Annotated in this window: 22 protein-coding genes; 9 read left to right on the top strand and 13 right to left on the bottom strand. The window is 68.7% G+C overall.

The genetic code is table 11. The annotated features are described in order from the left end of the window. Together ACIBEA_RS39235 and ACIBEA_RS39230 are read left to right on the top strand one after the other, a co-directional pair. A complete protein-coding gene (locus tag ACIBEA_RS39235) occupies window positions 1-444 on the top strand; it encodes a hypothetical protein (protein ID WP_399268306.1) in 444 nt (147 codons plus the stop codon). A gap of 681 nt (window positions 445-1,125) precedes the next feature. Then, window positions 1,126-3,606: a hypothetical protein gene (locus ACIBEA_RS39230; RefSeq protein WP_399268304.1), complete on the top strand. Its 2,481-nt coding sequence runs from the start codon at window positions 1,126-1,128 to the stop codon at window positions 3,604-3,606. A gap of 59 nt (window positions 3,607-3,665) precedes the next feature. Here the strand turns inward: ACIBEA_RS39230 and ACIBEA_RS39225 are convergent, their stop codons facing one another. The 3 genes from ACIBEA_RS39225 to ACIBEA_RS39215 form a co-directional block, all read right to left on the bottom strand. After that, window positions 3,666-4,562, bottom strand: coding sequence for a carbon-nitrogen hydrolase family protein (locus ACIBEA_RS39225; RefSeq protein WP_399268302.1), 897 nt, complete (start codon window positions 4,560-4,562; stop codon window positions 3,666-3,668). A gap of 225 nt (window positions 4,563-4,787) precedes the next feature. After that, on the bottom strand, window positions 4,788-5,102 hold the full coding sequence (gene mihF, locus ACIBEA_RS39220) for an integration host factor, actinobacterial type (protein ID WP_399268300.1): 315 nt from the start codon (window positions 5,100-5,102) through the stop codon (window positions 4,788-4,790). Window positions 5,103-5,202: 100 nt separating this feature from the next. Beyond that, on the bottom strand, window positions 5,203-5,406 hold the full coding sequence (locus tag ACIBEA_RS39215; RefSeq protein ID WP_399268297.1) for a helix-turn-helix domain-containing protein: 204 nt from the start codon (window positions 5,404-5,406) through the stop codon (window positions 5,203-5,205). 550 nt (window positions 5,407-5,956) lie between these two features. Here ACIBEA_RS39215 and ACIBEA_RS39210 point away from each other — a divergent pair. Beyond that, complete coding sequence (locus ACIBEA_RS39210) at window positions 5,957-7,195, top strand: IS110 family transposase (RefSeq protein ID WP_399268295.1); 1,239 nt, start codon at window positions 5,957-5,959, stop codon at window positions 7,193-7,195. A 43-nt stretch (window positions 7,196-7,238) separates the two neighbouring features. On the opposite strand, the gene ACIBEA_RS39205 is transcribed toward ACIBEA_RS39210, so the two are convergent. After that, entirely contained in the window at window positions 7,239-7,829 is a 591-nt protein-coding gene (locus ACIBEA_RS39205; protein WP_399268294.1) for a DUF6461 domain-containing protein, read from the bottom strand. Between the two features lie 307 nt (window positions 7,830-8,136). On the opposite strand from ACIBEA_RS39205, the gene ACIBEA_RS39200 reads away from it, so the two are divergent. Together ACIBEA_RS39200 and ACIBEA_RS39195 are read left to right on the top strand one after the other, a co-directional pair. Continuing rightward, complete coding sequence (locus ACIBEA_RS39200) at window positions 8,137-9,339, top strand: IS110 family transposase (protein ID WP_399268292.1); 1,203 nt, start codon at window positions 8,137-8,139, stop codon at window positions 9,337-9,339. A gap of 66 nt (window positions 9,340-9,405) precedes the next feature. Further along, window positions 9,406-9,663: a hypothetical protein gene (locus ACIBEA_RS39195; RefSeq protein WP_399268290.1), complete on the top strand. Its 258-nt coding sequence runs from the start codon at window positions 9,406-9,408 to the stop codon at window positions 9,661-9,663. Between the two features lie 113 nt (window positions 9,664-9,776). Here the strand turns inward: ACIBEA_RS39195 and ACIBEA_RS39190 are convergent, their stop codons facing one another. Beyond that, window positions 9,777-10,205, bottom strand: a complete 429-nt coding sequence (locus tag ACIBEA_RS39190) for an NUDIX domain-containing protein (protein WP_399268288.1) — start codon at window positions 10,203-10,205, stop codon at window positions 9,777-9,779. Window positions 10,206-10,249: 44 nt separating this feature from the next. Between ACIBEA_RS39190 and ACIBEA_RS39185 the strand changes: the two genes are divergently transcribed. Then, on the top strand, window positions 10,250-10,576 hold the full coding sequence (locus ACIBEA_RS39185) for a hypothetical protein (protein ID WP_399268287.1): 327 nt from the start codon (window positions 10,250-10,252) through the stop codon (window positions 10,574-10,576). Between the two features lie 38 nt (window positions 10,577-10,614). Here ACIBEA_RS39185 and ACIBEA_RS39180 read toward each other — a convergent pair whose 3' ends face one another. From ACIBEA_RS39180 to ACIBEA_RS39170, 3 genes are all read right to left on the bottom strand, one after another. Continuing rightward, on the bottom strand, window positions 10,615-11,073 hold the full coding sequence (locus tag ACIBEA_RS39180; protein WP_399268285.1) for a hypothetical protein: 459 nt from the start codon (window positions 11,071-11,073) through the stop codon (window positions 10,615-10,617). Between the two features lie 45 nt (window positions 11,074-11,118). Next, entirely contained in the window at window positions 11,119-12,861 is a 1,743-nt protein-coding gene (gene casA, locus ACIBEA_RS39175; protein ID WP_399268283.1) for a type I-E CRISPR-associated protein Cse1/CasA, read from the bottom strand. A 63-nt stretch (window positions 12,862-12,924) separates the two neighbouring features. Beyond that, on the bottom strand, window positions 12,925-13,245 hold the full coding sequence (locus ACIBEA_RS39170; RefSeq protein ID WP_399268281.1) for a hypothetical protein: 321 nt from the start codon (window positions 13,243-13,245) through the stop codon (window positions 12,925-12,927). Between the two features lie 65 nt (window positions 13,246-13,310). Between ACIBEA_RS39170 and ACIBEA_RS39165 the strand changes: the two genes are divergently transcribed. After that, window positions 13,311-13,613 (top strand): hypothetical protein, encoded by a 303-nt coding sequence (locus ACIBEA_RS39165; protein ID WP_399268279.1) that lies wholly within the window; start codon window positions 13,311-13,313, stop codon window positions 13,611-13,613. Window positions 13,614-13,878: 265 nt separating this feature from the next. Here ACIBEA_RS39165 and ACIBEA_RS39160 read toward each other — a convergent pair whose 3' ends face one another. Beyond that, entirely contained in the window at window positions 13,879-14,484 is a 606-nt protein-coding gene (locus ACIBEA_RS39160; protein ID WP_399268277.1) for a C39 family peptidase, read from the bottom strand. 229 nt (window positions 14,485-14,713) lie between these two features. Here ACIBEA_RS39160 and murF point away from each other — a divergent pair, with 229 nt between their 5' ends. After that, entirely contained in the window at window positions 14,714-16,102 is a 1,389-nt protein-coding gene (gene murF, locus ACIBEA_RS39155; protein WP_399268275.1) for a UDP-N-acetylmuramoyl-tripeptide--D-alanyl-D-alanine ligase, read from the top strand. 262 nt (window positions 16,103-16,364) lie between these two features. Here murF and ACIBEA_RS39150 read toward each other — a convergent pair whose 3' ends face one another. From ACIBEA_RS39150 to ACIBEA_RS39135, 4 genes are all read right to left on the bottom strand, one after another. Then, window positions 16,365-17,051, bottom strand: coding sequence for a restriction endonuclease (locus tag ACIBEA_RS39150; protein ID WP_399268273.1), 687 nt, complete (start codon window positions 17,049-17,051; stop codon window positions 16,365-16,367). 799 nt (window positions 17,052-17,850) lie between these two features. Next, entirely contained in the window at window positions 17,851-18,117 is a 267-nt protein-coding gene (locus tag ACIBEA_RS39145; RefSeq protein WP_399268271.1) for a DUF397 domain-containing protein, read from the bottom strand. Then, window positions 18,114-18,347 (bottom strand): DUF397 domain-containing protein, encoded by a 234-nt coding sequence (locus tag ACIBEA_RS39140; RefSeq protein ID WP_399268269.1) that lies wholly within the window; start codon window positions 18,345-18,347, stop codon window positions 18,114-18,116. The genes ACIBEA_RS39145 and ACIBEA_RS39140 overlap by 4 nt, the downstream gene beginning before the upstream one ends. Beyond that, entirely contained in the window at window positions 18,344-19,300 is a 957-nt protein-coding gene (locus tag ACIBEA_RS39135; RefSeq protein ID WP_399268267.1) for a helix-turn-helix domain-containing protein, read from the bottom strand. The genes ACIBEA_RS39140 and ACIBEA_RS39135 overlap by 4 nt, the downstream gene beginning before the upstream one ends. 383 nt (window positions 19,301-19,683) lie before the next feature. On the opposite strand from ACIBEA_RS39135, the gene ACIBEA_RS39130 reads away from it, so the two are divergent. Further along, window positions 19,684-20,115: an ATP-binding protein gene (locus ACIBEA_RS39130; RefSeq protein ID WP_399268265.1), complete on the top strand. Its 432-nt coding sequence runs from the start codon at window positions 19,684-19,686 to the stop codon at window positions 20,113-20,115. Window positions 20,116-20,435 lie beyond the last annotated feature (320 nt).

Genomic DNA, 20,435 nt, shown 5'->3' with positions numbered 1-20,435 from the left:
TTGAAGAACCTCGCCCGCATCGATCTCCTCCCGCATGCCGACAAGCTGCAGCCGCGCGACGTCGTACTGGCGCAGGTGGGAGCCGCCTTGGGGGCCACGCGTTCCACTAATCGCGACACTCAGCAGGGCGTACGGACCGAGACCGCGAACTCTCGAGACTGGGACGCCATCAAGGTCGTCCTGGAACTGCTCATTAAGGAGACCCCGGACAACCGGGTCTCGCCGCGAGCCCGTCTGGTCGCCTTCCCAGCACGAGTCGTCCTGATCGAACATGACTACGAGCTGCTGGCTCTTAGCGAAGAGGCTCTTGCCGCCGGCTGGGCATGGCAGGTTCTCCCGGTCGGGGCATGGCACGCCGATGTCTGCAGGCGCCTCGCAGAGGCACAGTCGGCCTTCCTACAGGATCCGCAGCTGTCACTGGAGGTCTCTTCGATAGCCGCCTAAATACGGAACGGCACCCTGATCTCTGCCGCAAACAGAGGGGGTGCCGTCCACAGAAAAGGCTAGGTAGCCCTTCTCGCCGCCCATGAGGTTACCAGCCCCCAGCCGAGACGTCTCCACGACCTGGAGCCTCGGCTAGACGTGTCTCCCCGACAGTTCAGAACTGGTGCCCCATGAAACGATCTCCTGGCCCGCATGGGCCAGCCTCGCGTTCCCAGAGACGCCCCCTGCCCCAATCGACGCCATCCCAGCTCCCAGCCCTGTTGAGTGCCCAGGCTGTTTGACCTGCGCGTTCCATAGCTGAGGCCCGACTACCTGGACTCGTAGACATCATCCTCCAGGTAGTCGGTTCTATGGCTCCTGCCGGCTTGGTCAATCTCTACCGGCTGCTACCTAACTCGGTCTCGCCCCACCGCCTGTCGAAGTCGTTGACCACAGGCCGCGGTGTCGCGTTGCCATTTTCGCTCCTCGTGCTCGGAGAAGATCATCGCTACCGCACCGAGGGCTGGCTTTGTTGTGCCCTCCCCAGCTACGAGGCCCGCTCGCGCCAGCTCATACTTCAACGCCCCCCGCGCTCGCCCCACATTGAGAAGTCGCAGCACCGCTCCTCGTCGCCTGGTGCTGGCTGCTGCCGGTCCTGTGCCCATGGCCGGACCGGGTCTGCCCCTGCAACTGGGGCGGGCGATGCGTACACGCCTGCTGACGGCTATGCGGGCCCTGTTGGCTGACCCGGCACTGGCTGGTGCCCGGGATTCGGTGCTGCTGGCGACGGTCGTCCTGCTCGCCAAGTCGCCAGCGTCTTCGCCGGCGGTTCTGACCCGGGTGCGCGAGTTGGCGCGCTGGTTCGGCTACTCAAAGTCGTACGTCGATCATCACGTGCTGCCTGCGCTCCGGGCTAGGGGTGTGGCTCAGACTCGGCCGACGAAGGACGGGGAGGGGCAGGTCGATGGGCTTGAGCTGACGTTGACCGCGCTGGTCCGGGCGCGTGCTGAGGGACCGGCCCATGCGCTGTCGCTGTCGCAGAGGGAGCTGGCAACGTTTCTGCGTCTGGCTGAAGCGGTGTTCGGCCCGGGTTGGGCTCCAAAGGATTCGCCGGAGACGCCGCCGGGACTGCTCGCCGATCGGCGGGGGCCGGGGGCCGCTTCGGATCGGCTGGCGTTGCTGCTGCTGGTCCTGATGGCGCGCCCGAACGGCCGGGTGGTGATGGCACCGGGTCGGGTGACGGCGGGCCACGGGCGGGCTGCGGCCACGATCGCCCCGCAGCTGGGCTGTTCGCTGGAGGAGGCTCAGCGGATCCTCGGCCGACTCACATCGGCCGATCTGGTCCAGGTCCACGGTGAAGGTTCCCGGGAGCGCCTGGTAGTGCCAGCGGTTGCATCGGCACACCGTGCTCCGTCTGCTGTCTCCTCGACGGCTGGGCGCCTCGAAGCCCTGCCGCCGGCATCGGATGCTGGCTCGGCTGTCTCCGGGTGTGTGCACTGCGAGCACTGTGCGGCCGGATCCGATGCTGGGGCGGGAGAACTGTCGGGGGACGGGTTCGTTCAGGAGTCGTTCGACGACGTGCTGGATGACCTTCCTGTCGGTCCCGTTGGTGCACTCAGGGTTCGCACGGCTTCCGGTGGAGCAGCTGAGGTGCCTGAAGCCCTTGGAATTGCTGGGGTTGAGGAGGTCTCGGGTGCTGATCCGTACGTCGGCGCTGGTGCACTGCTCCACACCGACCACCCGCATGTGGTTGCTCTTGATTCCTCTTCTGACGGTGATCTCGGGTGTTTTTCCGGCTCTGCCGTCTTGGGTTACGGTCCGCTGCCGGACCGCGCGCGTGCGGGCGGGGAAGCCTCCGGGGTCAAGTCGACGCCTGCCGGCTCCTCGCACCCTGGACAGGGCCCGCTGCGCGGGGACAAGCCACTTTCTGCTGATGGTGGAGGGGCTTCAGCTGGTTTGCCTTCGTGGTTGTGGGCTCAGAGTGCAGTTGCTGTGCCGCGGGACCTGGGGGTGGTTCTCGAGCCGGTCGGGTCGCTGTGGGGGCGCCTGGTGAAGCCTGGTGCACAGCGCTGGCTGGCTGGTCTGGTCCGTCGCGAGCTGGATCGGGTTGCGGATCTGGTTGGCCGTGATCGGGCCGCGCGGGTGCTGGCCGGTCGTCTGGAGCGGCGCCAGGGTGAGCTGTTCGGTGCCCCGGTGGCGGATCCGGTCGCATGGATGCTGGGCCGGGGCCTGCCGCAGCGCCCGGGTTGCTGGTCCGTACTGTGCGACGACGGTCATCGGATGAACACCGGCCTGGACTGCGACAGTTGCGAGTCCGTGGTAGGTGACCGGCGTGAGCTCCGGGCCCGGATCCGTTCCGAAGTGGCGGCGGAAGTGGCCGGGCTGGGCCCAGCCGAGCGGCGGGCCGAGGTGGAACGCCGGCTGAACCTCGGCGTTCAGCGCCAGGCGGCCATGGACCTGATCCGGCTTGAGCGGAGCGCCGCCGAGACGGCCCTTCGCCTGGAGGCGGTGGAGCGCCGTCGCGCTGAACTCGCTGCGGAACAGGCCGAGCGGGCAAGCAAGCCGTGCGCGGACTGCGGGATCGCGGACGCCGGCGGGCTGTGCCTGGGCTGCACCGCCGACCGCAGGTTGGCCGAGGAGGTGCGCAGGGCGGTCTCCGTGGCGGTCGCGATGCGGGCCGACCTCACCGATCACCAGGCCGTACGGGACCTGTCAGCTCAGATTGAGGCGGACACCCTGGCCAGCGCGGCGGCTGCAGCTGATGGGCAGAGCGTCGATGATCCGGCCGCCCGAGCGTTCGCCCGGCTCTCCGCGGTGCGCCAGATCCATGCCCAGCGCACTCGGCGGGCCCTTTACCGGCTGGAGCGCGGATCCGTGGCCGATGCTGCGGCCGAGCAGGCCCGCTGGGCCACCCGGAGGCGAACCTCCCAGTACGCGAACGTCGCCGACCTGGCGGACGCGGTGGCGAAGGCAGAGGCCAAAGCCCGAACGGCGGCGGCCCGGGATCTGCTGGACCACTTCTTGGCGGACGTGGAACGGGCAATGCCCGGAACGGTCAGCCCGACACAGTCCGATTGGGCAACGATGCTGTCCGACCTTGCGCACCGGCCGCTGCCGGGCGAGGAGAACCAAGCCAGCACCGGATCTCCCGAACCGGTGAGCGGATTCGTGAGAGCGGCGTGAAAGCGGATCTGGCCGATCCGCCGCTGCGCTACCAAGCGGGCGCACGGTTGCTCGGGTTCTCAGAAGAATGTGCGGGTGTCGCTGCGGTCGTCGCCGACCGGGATCCGCTCGTCGTAGAGCCCGCCGCGAGCTATGCGGCGCCACGGGCGGGCGTAGCGAAGCGCGACGTCGATGTCCTTCTCCTGCGAGTCGAGGACGATGTCCGCGATTGCAAGGGCTGGACGTCCGTCTGCGGGACAGCGCGCCAGCCACCGTCCGCCGGGCCCTACGATCCCGGACGGCGCTGTCGCGCTGAACTGCGCCGGGACGGAGTAGCCCAGCCAATAGTTGTAGAGCGTTCCGTACGCCTGGGCGACGCGGGCCCGCGGCGCGTCGTCGACCATCACCGACAGCAGGACGCAGTCGACGTCCAGGCGCTCGTACTCGGCGAAAACCTCAGGGAAGTTGGCCTCGATGCACAGCGCGAAGCCGAACCGGATGCCGTCGTCCACGTCGATGACGAGCGGCTGCCGGCCGGGGGAGTACAGGTAGGAGACCTCGGTGTCCGACAGGTACCGCTTGTCGTACCGTGCGACCAGCTGGCCGCGGTCGGAGACGACGTAGAGGCTGTTGTGCGGCCGATGCGGCGGCGTCAGCGGGTGAATCGACCCGAACACCGTCCACAGGCCGAGCTGCCCCGCCAGCGTGGCGATCGACTCAGCTTCCTCGCGCAGGACATCCCACGCAGCACGGCTCCAGTCGGCCGGGACTAGCTCGCCGGCCGCTCCGGCTGCCATCACGTGCTTGCTCGGGTAGACGATCGCCCCCTCGGGGAACTGCACCAGGCGGGCACCCGCCCTGGCGGCCTCGACCATCAGAGCCCGGATCTCCTCCCCGGCCGCCCGCAGCGCACCTCGCTCAGTGGGGTCCTCCGGCACCGTGCTCTGCGCGACCGCTAACCGCATTGTCCTCGCCACGCCGTGGACGGTACTGCACGCCCAGATTCACGGCCAGACCCCACGCGGACCCAGGCCAGCCCTGGCCGGATACACACAGTCATCTGTCCGACGGCACGGCTTCTCGGTATGGACGCTGTGCACGGACGGTCCCGTACGTCATGGCGTGTCCCCTCCGTTGATCGCTTCGCGGCGCCGCCACCCCGCCCGCTGGAGCCGGGTCTTTGGCCGACAGGGCGCGATCGGTCAGCCCTGCGGCGGGGAGAGTTCGAGCAGACGGGCCCGCTGGTTGGCGCCGAGGCCCTGGATACGGCGGGTCTCGGAGATGCCGAGGTCGGCGAGGAGTTGACCGGCGCGAACGGAGCCTATGCCGGGGAGCGATTCAAGGACGCGGCGAACCCGAACCTTGCCGACCACGGCGTCCTCGCGTTCCAGCAGGGCGGCGAGCGGCAGGTCGCCCGCCTTCAGCGCCGCCATCAGTTCGCCGCGCTCCTTGCGAACGCCGGCTGCCTTCTGGAGGGCTTCGGCGCGCTGGGCCGGGGTCAGAACAGGGAGGGCCATGATGCGGTCCTTTCGTACGGTTGTTCCGGACATCATGACGCGTCAACGAAGGCGATGACCAGCAGGTTTGCCCTCAGCTGGCGTTGTGGGGGCTGTGAGCTCAGGCGTTGGGCCGGGTGCGCATGGCTCCGCCGCGTCCGCGCAGGGCGACTCCGGTCTCGGTGAGGATGCGGTGGACGAACCCATAGGAACGCCCGTTGGCTGTGGCGAGGGCGCGGATGGACGCGCCGTTCTCGTAGGCGGTCTTGAGCTCGGCGGCGAGGTTCTCGCGTGCCCCGCCGGTGATCCTCTTGCCCTTGTCCACGTAGGTCTCCTTCGCGATTGCCTGTCCGGGGGTGATCCTCGCGCACCGGGCTGGACTGCCGCAGCGGATCACTGGGATCGGGCCCGCGCTGGATCGGCGACCTCACGGCCCCCCCGTTACCTAATGGGCGGTGAAGCCGGTGGATCGCTACCCGTTACCCGGCCCATGAGGTCTACAAAAAGAGTGCGGCCTCCGGCTTCACCTCATGTTCGTGGTGGTAGCGGTCGGTGCCGGGGAAGTCGTCACACACCCCCGGGACACGATCCCTCGGTCAAGAGCCGACCTCCGGTTCCGTCCACTGCCACCACGCCACATCCAGTCCGATGATCGGATCGTTGAAGTTCTTGGTCCGAGCCGTTCGCAGGGGTCACCTCTCAAAGAGTCAGGAGCCGTGCGAGCTCCTTCACAGACCGAGGGCCCTGCGGATCGCTGGGGTCACGAACGGCTAATCGGATGCAGGGCCATCGAGCCCTTCCATTAGGGAGACGCGTGCCCCCGCACGGCTGCGACCAGCAGCAACACCCCCGACTGAGAGGACCTCAAGCACACGATGAAAGTGTTCTGCGGCATCGACTGGGCCAGTGACCATCACGACGTCGCCCTGGTCGACCACGAAGGAACGCTGTTAGGCCGGGCCCGGATCGACGATGACGCCACGGGCCTGCAACAGCTCCTCGACCTGCTCACCACACACGGCGACACCGAGGAGACGCCGATCCCCGTGGCCATCGAGACCTCCCGCGGGCTGCTGGTCTCCTGCCTCCGGGCAACCGGCCGGCCCGTCTACGCGATCAACCCGATGGCCGCAGCCCGGTATCGAGAGCGGTACGCAGTCGCCCGCAAGAAGTCCGACCATCTCGACGCCATGGTCTTGGCGAACATCCTGCGCACGGATAGGGCCGCCCACCGGCCGCTGCCCGCCGACAGCGAACTCGTCCAGTCCATCGCCATCCTCGCCAGGGCTCAGCAGGACGCGGTCTGGGACCGGATCCAGGCCGCCAACAAGCTGCGTTCACACCTCCGGGAGTACTTCCCCGGCTTTCTCGCCGCCTTCGCGCATTCCCGCGAAGGACTGTGCTTACCCCTCGCCCGGACCATCTTGGCCGCGGCTCCCACCCCGGCACAGGCAGCCAGGCTCACCCGCAGCCAGCTGCGGTCCCTGGTGAAGAAGGCCGGCCGCAAGCGCGGTATCGACGCCGAAGCGGACCGCCTTCGAGAAGCCTTACGCACCCCGCAGATGAGACACCTGCTCCAGGTCGAGCAAGCCATGGGCCTGCGAACTGTCGCCCTGCTACGGCAACTCGCGGCTACCTGCGAGAGCGTCGAGGAACTCACCACCGCGACGGTGGAGTCTTTTGATACGCACCCGGACGCCGAGATCATCACCAGCTTCCCAGGGCTCGGATCTCTCACCGGCGCCCGGGTGCTCGCCGAGATCGGCGACGACCGATCCCGCTTTACCGACGCAAAGGGGCTCAAGGCGTTCGCCGGGGCCGCACCGGTCACCCGAGCGTCCGGCAGGAGCCTCTCGGTCATGGCCCGCCGGGTCAAGAACCAGCGACTCGCCGCGGTCGGCTATCTCTGGGCTTTCTCCGCCCTCTCCTCACCCGGGGCGAGAGCCCACTACGACCGCCGACGCGAAGCCGGCGAACGGCACGCCGCCGCCCAGCGCAATCTGTTCAACCGCCTGCTCGGATGCCTCCACCACTGCCTCACCAATAACGTCCCCTACGACGAGAGCACCGCCTTCCCACCCCCGCCGCTCATCACCCTTGCCACTGCTGCTTGACAGCCGCCTCCACCAAACTGGGGTGGTCCGGTCGGATGAGGAGTCACTCCGGCAAAGGGCTCAACCGGCCGCTCATACGCGGGTCGTCCACTTCTCCCGGGTGCGTCAGGCTGATATCGAAGGCGTTCTCAACAAGCGACAGGACGCCATGGAGAGGAGGCCACTCGCCAGGGACGAGCCCCAACGGCCGCATGTGCTCATCGAGCCGTGTCGGGTCCTGTCCGGTGGGCTCAATCTCCTGGAGCGTGTGAAAGTCGACGATGACGTCGCCGTCGACCGCGTACTTGAACCAGTGCATCGGCTTCTCGTTGTAGTGCAGGGCAACGGCCTCGGTGCCGACGGACACGGCGCTCAGGATCTTCTCGTCGAGCCCGTGCACACCGCCTTGTTCCCACGCCCAGGTCCATGAGCCGTCGATGCCCGTGGTGACGACCGGTTCCTCATCGTCGAGAAGGTCGTCGCCGAAGTCGTCCGACAGATCCATCCCGTCACGAAGCGCGAGGGTCTCCTGGTCCACCCCCATGCGGATGAGCAGCTCTACAGGGCTCAGACCCCGTACGAAGGTCAACGTGTAGATGGGGAAGTCGCCTACCCGGAACATCTCCAGGCCGCGTTCTGCTTGTGCACTCGTCATTCGGCGGATGCTGTCACACCCCACTGACACCGCAGCCAACCGCCGTCTCTTGACAGATAACTGCATCGGATGTCTTCTTCGTGGCTCCGCAATGGGGCTACCGGCCTTCGGGTCCGGCATGACTTCCCCCCCTTGTTGCAGTTGATGATCCGGGGGGTGGTGTCACCGGGCCCGGAGGCATCGACGGACCGCTGATGAGGGGCTTGAGCACCGGCTTCACCCGAGCCGGAAGAGCTCTCCGTAACGTGGGTGTGGCAGCTCGATGCCGAGGCAAGGCCGGACGAACGCGTGATGGAGGGGCCTGCACGTGATCGACACCAGCACCATCGACGTCTTCCTCGGCCTGGACGTCGGCAAGGGCGAACACCACGCCACCGCCGTCACACCGACCGGAAAGAAAGCCTTCGACAAACGCCTGCCCAACACCGAGCCCAAGCTTCGCGAGCTGTTCGCGAAGCTCCAGGCCAAGCACGGAACGGTGCTGGTCGTGGTCGACCAGCCGGCCTCGATCGGCGCCCTGCCGCTGGCCGTGGCGAGGGACATGGGCTGCCCGGTCGCCTACCTACCAGGCCTGACGATGCGGCGGATCGCCGACCTCTACCCCGGTGAGGCCAAGACCGACGCGAAGGACGCGTTCATCATCGCCGACGCGGCCCGCGCGATGCCTCACACGCTGCGGGCGATCGACGGCGAGGACGAGACCATCGCCGAGCTGGAGATGATCGTCGGGTTCGACGACGACCTGGCCGGCGAAGCGACCAGGGTCGCCAACCGGATCCACGGCCTGCTGACCCAGATCCATCCGTCGCTGGAACGAGTGCTGGGGCCACGGCTGCAACATCCGGCCGTCCTCATGTTGCTGGAGCGGTTCGGGGCACCGGCCCAGATCCGCAAGGCAGGCAGGCGGCGGCTGGTCACGTTGTTACGGCCGAAGGCGCCGCGGATGGCCGAGCGGCTGGTCGAGGAGATCTTCGCCGCGCTGGACGAGCAGACGGTCACCGTTCCGGGGACCGAGGCGGCCGCGCTGATCGTGCCGAGCCTGGCCGGGTCCCTGGCCGCCGTCCTTGACCAACGCAAGCTGCTGGCCGGGCGGATCGAGGAACTCTTGGAGGCCCACCCTCTTTCGAAGGTCCTGAGGTCGATGCCGGGGGTCGGCGCCAGGACCGGAGCCAGGATCCTGATCGAGGTCGGTGACGGCAGCACCTTCCCGACCGCCGGCCACCTCGCCGCCTACGCCGGCCTCGCGCCCGCGACCCGCAGTTCCGGATCCTCGATCCGCGGCGAACAGCCTTCCCGACGAGGTAACAAGCAGCTCAAGCGGGCTTTCTTCCTCTCCGCGTTCGCGGCCCTGGGTGACCCGGCATCCCGCACCTACTACGACAAGAAGATCGCCCAGGGCAAACACCACACCCAGGCCCTGCTCTGCCTCGCCCGACGACGGGCCGACGTCCTCTTCGCGATGCTCCGCGACGGAACCTTCTACGAATCCCGGACCGCCGCGGTGACTTGAGAGCTTCTTGTTCTGCGGACGAGCGCGTGATCAGCTTCGGAGATGGGGGCCGAGAATTCCGAGCACATGAAGGTCGTCCACCGCTGGCTCGCCGGCGAGGTGGTCAACAACACCGTCGGTATCAAGCTTGCCGGCGGCCCGTTCAACGGACGGACCAAAATCGTCCAGCTCGATCAAGACGGGCTTCCGCCTGCACGCCTCCGTGCTCGCGGCGGCCAGGGACAGGGGCCTTGGAACTCTGCCGCCCGGCACACCTACACACCTGTTCCGGCCCCCGACGCTCCCGCTGGCTGGACCTACGAATACACCGGAACCGACGCCTGACGCTCCCACCCCGTGCCTCCCAGGCGCCCAGACAGCTTGACCAAAGAGATAGGGGCACCCCCCCGCCCCCTGGACGGGCTGGGCCTCTCCTGGTCACCTCGCTGATCAGCGGCTCATAGCCCGATGGCCGCCTTGGGACCCATGTACGTGCCAGCCCCAGGAAAGCCGTCCTGGCACAGGGTCATGAACCTCTCGCTGAACCCCAGGCCGGGCAGCTCAGTGATCTTCACGAAGTCGACCTGCCGGATCGGACGCGTATCCGCGCCCTCCGTGACGGCCCCGATCTGCCCGCCGACCCGGCGGGCCTCGAAGGTGACGTGAACGACATGAGCCGCTGTGTGGTCGCAGATGTACAGCAGACGTCCGACCTCAACCTCGACGCCGGTCTCCTCCCGCATCTCCCGCTTCAGCGCCTCTTCCAGGGTCTCCGCAGGCTCGACCTTGCCCCCCGGCAGGCTCCACGACCGATCACCGTCGGTGTCCTGGTCCAGCAACAGGATCTGGCCGTCCTCGATGACGATGCCCGTCACACGTGTATGCATCCGCTGACGCTATCGACTGACGACACCGCCCGAGGGGCGCACCGGTGAACGCGCAACCGACCACGGCAGTGGCCATCGCCGCCCGAGGGCTGGGCACCCGAGTCGCCGGCTGGTCGCCGTTCCTGCCCAAGGAATCTCGCCCGGTCGGGGGACGACCCGACCTCATGCACGTCCCGGAGGAATCCGCCGCCGTCGGCGCTGCACGCGCCGTGGCGGTGCACCACCCGTACTACGCGCTGCTCAGCGACTGGGCCAGCCGTGTCGTTGCCCCCGGCGCCCTGGCCCAGGAGCTGGTCCAGCAGCCGATCGGCCAGCAACCGCTCGCCGGGGCCCTGCGAGCCGGCTTCATCGGCCAGCAGGGCCTTGAGTGAAATGTGGATGAGAACTGCCAGCGGCCAGACGTGTGGCTCTACGAGCCCATGATCTTGGCGAGGCGATATGCCGCTTGCAGCAGTTGGAACACCTGGCGGTCGCCGTTGACAGGGTCCGGATGCAACGTGCGAGCGACGGCCTTGTAGAGACTCGCGAGGGTCTGCGGGTCGTCGGAATCCGCGCCTGCGAGTTCACCCAACAGCGGCGCGATGCGGTGGAAGGGGAGGGGGTGAGGGCCGTCACCGAGGCGAAATCCTCCTGGTAGCGCTGGATGGCATAGCGGCGGCGGCTGAGTTCTGACGGTCAGCCCCGCCCCCTCGTAGGCGGTGTACGTCTCACCATCGCCCGCCCGGTCCCGCGCTCCCGGGCCGACGGCGGCGAACGCCCGCGCGATCTGCGCGGTCAGGGGCCCCGTGACGCGCTGGGAGCGGACCCGCCTCCCGTCGGGCAGTTCCAGGAGCAGGTGTCCGGGCCGGGTGTCGGTGAAACGGACCACCTCCTGGTCCCCATCCGCACTGGGGGAGCAGGAGGTGCCGGGCGATCAAGGCTGCTGGCGGTCCGGCCGGGCGCCTGGTCCTCGACGCGGAGGCGTTTGTGCGGCTTCCTCAACCGTCCATCCTTCGCGGACCCGCTTGGCGAGTGACGGGTAGGAGACGACGCACTGCGGCAGGTCGGCAATCTCATGTAGGGAGTACAGACCGCCGAACGCAGGGTACTTGGCGGCCTTCCGCCCCGCGCCTGTCTTCTTAGGGGCGGGCTCCCCCTGCTGGTCGGGGTCGGGGTCGGGGTCGGGGTCGGGGTCGGGGTCGGGGGCGAGTTCGAAGGTGAGCCCGCCCACCTTCATCTCGGCTGCCAGGAGGGCGCGCGTCCGGGTGGGCAGGGGAATCCGGCGCAGCTGGGCGAGGGCCTCGTCCTTGAGAGCCCTGCTCCAGTCGGCGTGTCCGCCTTCGGGGGACTCCGCGGTCGTGAGCACCATCTCCTCCCACTCCGGCTGAAGGACGGAGAGGGTGATGTACTGCGTGATCTGGTCCGGTGCCTTGTCCGCGACCCGGGCGGCCGTGGCCACCAGCTTGATCCGGATCTGGTCGGTCTGGCGGGCGCGTGCGGCAAGGATCCGGCGCTGGTGAGGGTCGGCGAGTTGCGCGGCGGTTCCGAGCAGGGACTGCTGGACCTCGATGAAGGCGAGGCTGCTGTGGTAGCGGTCCCGGTGGACCGTCTGGACGGCGGTCGTGTCCAGCCGGGTGGCCGCCGGGATCGCGCCCCGCTCTGCGGCGGCCAGGACGTGGGAGAGAGCAGGGCGGTGCTCGGGCCGGCCGGTGAGCAGGAGGCTGGTCGCCCAGGGGCGGGCCACGTTCGCGTAGTCCAGGACCGAGAACGGCCTGAGCTTGCCCTTCTCGGTGATCTCCCAGGCACTCATGGGGTCCAAGGCGGTGAGCGCGGGCCAGGTTCCGTTCTCGGGCCGGTCGCCGTCGTAGACGGCTACGCGCTCGACCATGCCGTCAGCGCCGGGGAAGAGCCGGATGCGTCGGGTCGGCAGCGTCCAGTAGTCCAGCGGCCCGGCAACGGGACGGATCTGCATGGGCGCTGCGGCCGGCGGGCGTTCCCACACCGGCGCGTCTCCCTCTGCCCGTGGGCCGGGCGGGAGGTTGAGGAGCAGCTGCTGGTGGAGGGGCAGCCCGGGCGCGGTGATGTGCAGGTGGGTGACCTGGGCGATGCTGCCGATGCGCGACCCGTAGATCTTGTTGCGGCGCGCTGACGGGTCCCCCGGAGCAGGCGTACGCACGCCGGCGGTGTCGAAGGCCAGGGTCTCCAGCAGGGCGCGGGCCGCCTCGGCGGGGTGCATCGGCGGGTGCTCGTCCACGCCGCGGCTGAGCCTGCTGTCGAAGAAGGCGCCTTCGGCTCCGCGGTGGGCCAGGTTGAGGACACCGACGCCCGCCGAGGGCGTCTCAAGTTCGGCGCACTGCAAGAACGGGGTCTCGGGGTGGAGGAGGTCGAAGCGGTGGGCGTACCGGTCGAGGTAGGCGCCGATCCGGTCGGCGGGCACGGGGCCGGTGAACGCGGCGTCCCACTCCTCGACGCTCTGCGGGCCGACGGCCGCCGCGTACACGGCGGCCAGCAGCCGGAAGAGTGCCACGTCCTGGGAGGTGGCGACCCCGAAGAACAGCTGATCGGCGCGGGTGAGCGCCTCGCGCAGGCCCACCTCCCGCGGACCCGCCGGGTGGGGGCCGGCGGTGATGTTGTGCACGGAGATCCAGGAACCGTCGAGCAGGGAAAAGCGGGGCATGGCGTTCCTCGGGAGGCCGGTACGGACGAGGGCGTGAGTAGGGGGTAACACCCCGCCTTCGGGTTACTCCGCGTTGACGGACTTGGCCTCGTCGATGAACGCGGCGATCTCCTGCGGCCACACGCCGGCGTTCTCCTTGAGGAAGTGCGCCAGGGAGCTGCGGTCTTCGTCGGTGAAGGCGTCGGTTGTGACCCGGCGGTCGAAGTCGTCTGCGAGCAGGAGCGCCTCCAGGACGTCCGCGCGGGACTGGACGACGTAGGAGCCTGCGTTCGCGGCGGCGTCGATATCCAGGCTGTACGTCTCGGGGTCCACGTAGAGGACCGGGTCCTGGGAGCCGCAGTCGATGAGCTGCTCCAGCAGGGCCAGGGTGACCGTGTTCGCCATGACTCAACCTCCATTGATGGGGCGGGAGTTCGTCGATCTGCGCCCAGCATAGAGAAACTTAAAGAATGAACGCAAGCCGCTTGGTAGTAATTCTGAAAGTTTTCTCCGGCGGGCCACACTCCGACCCTGCCGCGAACCAGATCGAGACCGCCGGGGCCCATCAGGGCCGGCGGCGGCCCGACGGCCTCCGCCGCACCCGGCATCACACCGGCGAGGGCGTTGATGCGGTTCTCGTATTCGCGACGAGCTTTGTACTGCGCCGAATCGCCGCAGCGCCGACGAGTGGCCGTTACCGCCGCCTGGAGGTCCACCCCCAGCCCGGACCGACCACCGCCTACGACTCGCCCGACCTCATGAACAAGGGTTAAAGCATCACCTGCGGCCGGGCCCTTAACACGGGCGTCCCATGGGGCCTCCCCGGCCCTGGCGCCCCCTGCTGCGGCCGGACGCCGACCTCGACGCCCTAGCGTTCCCGACATCAAGGAGAGGCGTTTCCAGATACCCCGAGACAAGGGCCCTGACCTGCAAATTCGCAATTTTCCTCAAGGCCCGGCCAGCACGGCCGATACGCGGGCATCATCTCCACGCCCAACGGCGCCGCCCCGACGAGAAGGTATCCCCGCGTCGGGGGCTCTACGTGATACTCACCCCGCGCTCGGCGTAGAACCCAGCGAACAACTCAACCGGCACGGCCGCCTTCAGCGCTTCGGCCGTGTGCCCGGAGGGATTGCGGAGATGGACGGAGCCGTCAGCCTGGCCGGTGACGTAGACGAGGTGGCCGCCCCGGCCCGGCGGCGGGGCTGTCGGGTTACGGATCTCTTTGTGCACGGAGGCGATGACGGTGGACCCGGCGCGTAGGAGTTCGAGGAGGTCCTCGACGGGCAGCTGGCTGTGCACCTGGGCCTCCAGGCCGTGCTCCGCCTTCACGTACTCCGCGAACGGGGCGTAGATCATGCCGCGGATCCCCCCGCCCTCCTCCTCCACGTACGCCCCGTACTTGAGGGCGCCGTCGAGGAGGGCGAAGAGGTGGGGGGCGGTGCCGTCCCGGCGGAGGAGGGCCATGCGTAGGCACGCCATGCCACAAATTGCTCCAGCCCACGTGATGTACGCCGCGAGGTCAGGCGCGCCGGTCTCGGCCCAGCGGGGGTCGGTGGCGATGTTCCGACCTTCGTATGCGAACTCCGGGATGAGGTCGGGGCTGGCGTACTGCGTCACGGTGGGGAAAGCGAATTCAGGCATGCGCGGGATGATCCCTCCGGTTGCCGACGGTGCTCGTCAGATCATGGAGCATCGGGAGCCGCCGCCGGCGTCATCACTTGGCTGGGCGGTGCTCCCCAGGATGGGTGGTTGACGGCTGCGGAGCCGGAGGCGTGTCCTGGGACAGCCGGGATCGGGCTACGGTCGGTGTCCGAGCCGGTGGTACTCGACCGCACCGCCGGGGAGCTGCTGTACCGAGGGAGTCCTGCTCGTGCTGTCCTTCTCACTTGAAGAGATCGCCTCGATCACCGGCGGCCGCCTGGTCGACGTCCCTGACCCGGCCACCCGGATGACGCGGGCAGCCGTTACGGACTCCCGGGAGGTTGCGCCCGGATGCGTGTTCGTCGCCCTGGCCGGTGAGCGCGTCGACGGTCACGTGTTCGCCGCGCAGACCGTGGCAGCGGGCGCGGTGGCCGTGCTGGCCACCCGGCCAGTCGGCGTTCCGGCGATCGTCGTGCCCGACGTCATCGCCGCGCTCGCCGCCCTGGGCCGCCACGCCCTCTCGCTCCTCCCAGACCCACTGGTCATCGGACTCACCGGGTCGGCGGGCAAGACATCCACGAAGGACCTCCTCGCGCAGATCATGCCGCTCCTCGGCCCCACCTCGGTCACCGACCGCTCCTTCAACGGGGAGATCGGCATGCCGCTGACCGTTTTGAAGGCCCGCCCGGACACCCGGTACCTGGTCCTCGAAATGGGCGCACGGGGCGCGGGGCACATCGCGAACCTCACCACGATCGCCCGCCCGCATGTGGGCCTAGTCATCAACGTCGGCACCGCGCACGTCGGTGAGTTCGGGGGACGGCAGGCGATCGCGGAGGCGAAGTCGGAACTCGTCGCCGCGCTTCCCAGCGACGGCCTCGCCGTCCTCAACGCCGACGACCCGCTCGTGAACGCGATGGCAGGCAAGACGCAGGCCCGAGTGATGCGCTTCGGTCTGAGGCCCGGGCCGGACGTGTGGACCGACGCCGTGATCCTCGACTCGGCGGGCCGCCCATCGTTCACGATCAACCACGGCAGTGATCAGGCGCGGGTGGGGATGGGCCTGTATGGCCACCACCACGTCATGAACGCACTCGCCGCCGCCACCGTTGCCGTGGGCCTCGGCGCCGAGCTTACCGACGTCGCCGCCGCGCTCTCGGCCGCCGGGAACCTCACCGCCGGCCGCATGGAGGTCCTCGACCGGCGTGACGGCCTGAGGATCGTCAACGATGCGTTCAACGCGAACCCCGATTCGATGGCGGTGGCCCTGTCCGCCCTGTCCGCGATGGCCGGCGGCCGACGCACGGTTGCGGTCCTGGGCGAGATGAAGGAGCTGGGCGAGGAGGCGCTGGCCGGGCACCGGAAGGTCGGCAAGCTCGCCGCCGACTCCGGCGTCCATGTCCTCGTAGCCGTCGGCGCTGACCACGCCGCGGCGCTGGCCGAGGCGGCCCGCCTCCAGAACCCGCACCTGCACGTGATCCACGCGGCCGACCGGGACGCTGTCCCCGCCGCACTGGACGGCATCCTGACAGCCGAGGACATCGTCCTGGTCAAGGGGAGCCACAGCGTCGGCCTAGAGGCCACCGCGCTGCTCCTCGCAGCCGACACGACGGACTAACTCGGGAGCGATCGGGCTCCCTGCCGACAACCGGCCCGAACTCTCGGCAGCCGGCCGGACCTCAGCCATCACGGCCTGGTCCGAGCCCGAGGAGCCTCAATGGATCCGGCCGGCGGTAAGCCCCTTCGCCGACGCGCGTGCCGGCGGACCCCATCCGTAGGGGGCCAAGCCCGAACACCCTATGAGCCAGGCTGCGACGATCACGGCCGCCGCGATCACCGGAGAGACCTGGTACTGAGACCGGATCCGTCGGTGGCTCCGCCTACGCGGCCGCACGGCGCCCGTCCGCGGGGTGACGCAGCGGCCGCGGAACGCGCTCCAGCAGTTCCCACAGCGGACGACCCGCTGCCCACTGGCCGAGCAGATCCCGGCCGACCAGATGGACGCCGAGCCGCTGGCCCTGGGGGACGGCCTTGCTAGTGAACTTTCCGTTGGTCACGATCACGGCAAACGTGGCCTTGTGTACCTCGCCAGCCGTGCCCTTCAGCTCCCGGACCACACGGACATCGATCGAGTCGCCGCGCCTGCCAGCGCGCCGATGCTTGCACTGCACGGCCCAGATCCGGCGATCGAGGTCGACTGCGCGGACGTCGCAGGCATCGTCATTGGCACCGCCGACGCGCTCGGCCGTGAAGCCGTCGCGCCGCAACAGATCCCGTACGGCGAACTCGAACTCCTCGTGGTCCAGACTGTCGAGGTTGTCGAGCGACATCACCAACCGCGGCTGGCTATCGTGGGTTGCGTCCCACTTGTCGCGGTCGGCGCGTTGCCGAGCCCACACCGCATAGGTGAGGAGCACCGGCACACCGACGATGTCGACCAACACCGGGTAGGGCGAGGGCCACCAGCCCGTCCACCGGCCGAGGAGCAGAGCAAGCACGCACACGGCCAGCGCGACCAGGCACCACCCCGAGGCGCGGTACACGGCCCGCCAGGCCACCATCCGCATGTGCCGGACCTGGTCGACCGTCCCGCATTGTTTCGCTGGCACCCAGCGAGCCGATCTGGCACGGCGGAACCTGCCGCGCCAGTCAATCCGGCGCCACTCTACGAGGCTTCCCGGGCGTTTCCAGGCCCGCATCAGGACCCGGCTGCGACCGTGTTGCTCCATGAACGATCCCCTCCCCATCACGGACCGTGGTGTCCACACGGGGTATGACAGCACGCGGCACTGACAAGGAGTCATGAACAAGCGACGCGGTGCTATCTGATCCAGCCAGATGCTGACCGACCACTCGCGCGCACAGCGCCCGTGGCCAGCTCGTTCCCGCTCGACCGATCAGGTTGAGCCGATTACAAGCCCGCATCACCCCATGACAGCGGACCACGCCGGCAACGCAGCGAGGACGGCAGGGCCGCCGTCGCCGCCGGTGTTCACGAGGGCGCCGGATACCGTCCGGGCGCGGCCGCGGCGACCTCCGAGGCTTGAGGCCGTGCCGCGCAAGGCAGTGGCGGCGGAATGGACTACGGGCCTCGATGTGCGCCGTTCCAGTCCAGGCGGCCGCTGCCGATGGCAGGCTGGGCTGCATGAGCAAGCTGTTACGGGCTTTTGAAGTCATCGGGCAGCCGCAGTACGCGATGATCCTCGTGCACGACCAGGCCGACCAGGTCGAGGACTCCCGCGTGGACGCTGGCGCGAATGACGCAGGGTCCGTCTGCTGTCAGAGGTGTCTGGGAGGCTGGATGGCGGCCGGTCTTCCCTCGTTTCGGGCGAGGGAAGACCGGCGTAGCCGTACCAGGAGGCGCGCCTAACGCAGGCTCGGAGAGGCTGTTGCTGGCACGGCGAGGTCGGGGTCGAACTCGCCGTCAGCCGCGCCGCTCAGGTACGCGGACCATTCGTCTTTGGTGTATCGAAGGACGGTGTTCGGGGTCCGCGTCTGCCGCATCGCCACGGCCCCGTCAGGCAGATGTGCGATTTCGAAACGGTCGGCGGGGTCGCTTCCCTCAGCGGCGAGCCAACCCACGTCATCGAGCGGGATTGCGTAGAGGGCGTCCTTTTCGGCTCGGGTGGTCATCCGGTGAGCTTCCCGGCGAGGGCGGCCTCGGTGAGCTGGCGCAGCGCGTCCTTGGTGCCGCGCAGCGCGGGCTGTTCCGGGAACCACGAGTCGCGGACCGCGATGGCGCTCGGAATGGTCGTGATCTGGCCGAGCTCGACGCAGTTGCCGTTGTTGGCCGTGTAGGTGCTGCGGTGCCAGCTCGTCGGGTCGATGGGCGCGGCGTGGATGTCGGGGGTGGGAGAGCTCATGGTGTCAGTTCTTTCTCTGTCTCTTCGATCAGGGTGATGGTTTCCTCGCGAGTCAGGGCTGACTCCGAGAGGTATGTGTAGAGCCTGCTGAGTCGTCGCAGACCCAAGTCGTCGTCGATGAAGATGTTGCCGGTCACGGCTTCGGCGAACGCCGCTGTGGGGTTCGCCTGGTCGTCCTTCTTGAAGAGCGTGTATCCACCGGTGACCATGCCCGATTCGCCCTTGGCGAAGGGGATGACGCGCAGTTCGAAGTGAGGCTTGCGCATCAGTTCGCGCAGGTGCCGGAGCTGTTCGAGGTGAGCTTCCCTGCCGCCGCATTCGAAGCGCAGGGCGGCTTCGGTGATCACCGCGCGGAATCGCAGGGGGTCGTCGGACAGTATGCGGTTCTGGCGTTTCATCTTGACCTCGACCAGGGCGTCGATCTGGTCGGGGCCGAGGGCGGCGTAGCCGGTGCTGGTGACGGCCCGGGCGTAGGCCTCGGTCTGGGCCATGGCCGGGATGAACAGTTGCTGAACCTCGTCGACCCCGTCGGAGTCCGCTTCGTGGGCGATGTGGTCGGCGTAGTTCTTGCTCAGCACGTCGCCGTAGGCGTGCCACCACTCCCTTGATCTGCGACGACCGGCTCGGAACAGTGCCTGCAGGTGGTCCTGCTCGGCCTCGGGTACGTCGAAGAAGTCCATGAGGCGGCCGAAGTCGTCCGGGTGGGCGGACCGGTCGCCTGTTTCGATGCGGCTGATCTTCGAGCCGGAGCATCCGATCTCGATGCCGACCTCCTCGGCGCTGAGGCCTCGGGCATCCCTGCGCCGGCGAAGGTCGGTGCCGAACTGCTTGCGCGCCGAACGAGGACTCGTCGGGACCGATGGCGCCATGGTTCCCTCCCTGGGAGATCTGGCCAGGTCGGCGCGGCTCATCGCTCCGCGCGCACGGCTGTGTTCAACAGCGTACTTCTGCATGCCCAGTTCATATGCCTGGCAAGGAAATTGGCATCATGCCAGTCATGTGCTTGACGTGATGCCGGAAATAGGAGCAGGCTTGCCACTGTGACGCAGAGCGCACCGGTGAATCCGGAGCGCCATCCTCGTGCTGTCACCGTGCCGGCTTCGGCTCCTTCTCTCTCCGAGAGGAACGTCATGTCCCCCGCACAGCCTGCGGTCTTACCGCTCCCGGTCATCGAAACCCGCAAGGCCCTGCCGGACGATTCGGCCCAGAGGATCCGCTCCTACCGGCGCGCGTCGGCCCATCGGACGTGTGGCGCCTTCGGCTGCGGTCCCCTTCCGTATGGGTTCCCCCTCCCGGCGTCCTGCGCCCCGCGTGATCAGGGGGAGCAGTGATTGTGATGGCCGGTCTCATGGTGGAGCCGGCGGCCACCGGACCGCAGCGCTATCGGGCCCGGTACTCCAGCGGGCCCGGAGCGCTGCGCCGCGTGCGCTCGGATGTCGCCCTATGCCTGCACACCTGGGGCCTTGACGGGCCGGTGATCGACGACGCGCAGTGCGTCGCGAGCGAACTGGTCGCCAACGCGATTCGGCACACGCGCACTCAACGGATCGGAATGTCCGTCACCCGCACGGGGCAAGATTCGGTGCGCATCACGGTGACCGACTCCAGCCGCCAGCCCCCCGTGCCGCTCACTTCCCCCGGTGATCCGGTTGCGGAGTCCGGGCGTGGGCTCCTGATGGTCGAGGCACTCGCGCAGGACTGGGGCAGCAAGATCGTGCCGTACGGCAAGCGGGTCTGGGCGGACGTCGTAGCTGGTGCAGCGCCGTGAGCAGTGCAGCGCCGGGCGGCTTAGGCAGCCCGACGGCCCTGCCTCCGATAGCGCGGCGAGCCCGGTCCGGAGGACACCGTAGGCCGGAGGTCAGTACCCTCTTCGGCGCTCTGCTGACCGGAGCGAACGTGGTGGGCCTAGGTCTGGTGGTGCTGATGTTCGCCGGCTCCGACGCGGACGCGACCCCTCAGACCAGCGAGCCGACCGCCACCGTTCCGGACCGTCCTCTGGCTGAAGAGCAGCCCCACGAAGGGGCCGACGCTACGGCCACAGCCCAGAACGCGACCAGGCCGACGGCGCCGGCGCGTGCCTGCCGGTGT

Origin of the sequence: Streptomyces sp. NPDC051555, from assembly GCF_044454405.1 — a bacterium.
GTDB lineage: Bacteria > Actinomycetota > Actinomycetes > Streptomycetales > Streptomycetaceae > Streptomyces.
Note: the sequence above shows the minus strand (reverse complement) of the source record. Positions and strands in the feature narration are given on the sequence as shown.